This is a genomic window from Streptomyces sp. RP5T, assembly GCF_003933965.1.
Lineage (GTDB): Bacteria > Actinomycetota > Actinomycetes > Streptomycetales > Streptomycetaceae > Streptomyces.
This window is the reverse complement of the sequence record NZ_RSAJ01001134.1, coordinates 1-1,112: the sequence shown is the minus strand read 5'-3', so window position 1 is coordinate 1,112 and position 1,112 is coordinate 1. Positions and strand designations below refer to the sequence as shown.

Here is a 1,112-nt window from a genome sequence, read left to right as displayed (position 1 = left end):
ACGGCGAAGTCGTACGGCGCCCCGTCCCCGCCCGTCGGACCGCCCTGCGCTATCCACTGTTCCGAGGTCCCCGCCCAGTCGGCCCACCAGACGCCGTACGGGGCGAGCTCGTCCTCGGTCGCACCGACCAACCCTTCCGCCGCGAGGGCCTGATCGTTGTACGACGGCACGAACGCGAGGTTGCGGTACCAGCCGCCACTCCTGCCCGCGTGCACACAATGCCCCGCCGTCCAGACCAAGTTGGACTTGCCCGGATGCGCCGGGTCCGCCACGACCGTCGCCGAGCAGACCATCGTGCCTTCGGGGGAGTCGAAGAACACCTTGCCCGCCTCGGGGACGTTGGCGTGATACGTAGGAGACACGGCCTTCGCGTCCACCGGCACCGGCTCCGGGTCGGTCACTCCCTGGTCACCCGAGAGGTCGCTCTCCTGGAGACCGCGGTCGGGGTCCTCGGCCTGTCGCATCCGCTGCGGGTCCCACAGGCCTTCGATGATGGGGTTGATGTAGTCCTGGGCCTCGCGCAGCCAGTCTTCCCTGTCCCAGTCCTTCCAGGCGCCGTCCTTCCACTTGTCGACATCGATCCCGTGCTCCTTGAGCCTGTCCTTGATGTCGTCCGGGATCGTGATCTTGCCGTCTCCCTCGGACGCGACGGGAGCAGGGGACTGCGCGTTCGCGTCCGGATTGCCGGACCCGGAGCCGGACCCGGAGCCGGAGCCGCAGCCGGTGGCGGCCAGGGCCAGCACCGAGGCGAGGGCTACGGCGGCCAGCGCGGGGGCACTTCTGCGACGCGCGCCCCTTCCGCCTTCGCCGCGAACAGTCAACATCATCCGCTCGGATCGCATGCTCTGCCTCCCCCTGGTGAGGACGAACCCGGCGCCGGAACCAGGGACTTCCCGCGGACCGCCCGCGATTCCACCCTTCAGCACCGCGCCTTGGAACGGCACCACACACTATGCGCCCGCTATGGGTGACTTCCGACGGAACCGCAACGGTTTCGTCACGCCAAAGATCTTCGGACAACCCGTAACCCGTTGCACGGTCCGGGGTTGGTAGCGATGGGGGCTTGCTGCCAGCGGACGGCTCGGTCCCCCGCGCCCCGATACCCGTCTCGG

Annotated in this window: 1 protein-coding gene; it reads right to left on the bottom strand. The window is 69.2% G+C overall.

Going from position 1 to position 1,112, the window contains the following annotated elements; all coding sequences use genetic code 11:
• The coding region (locus tag EHS43_RS44970; protein WP_125196099.1) for a serine protease at positions 1–842 on the bottom strand (842 nt) is incomplete at its 3' end.
• Positions 843–1,112: the final 270 nt, after the last annotated feature.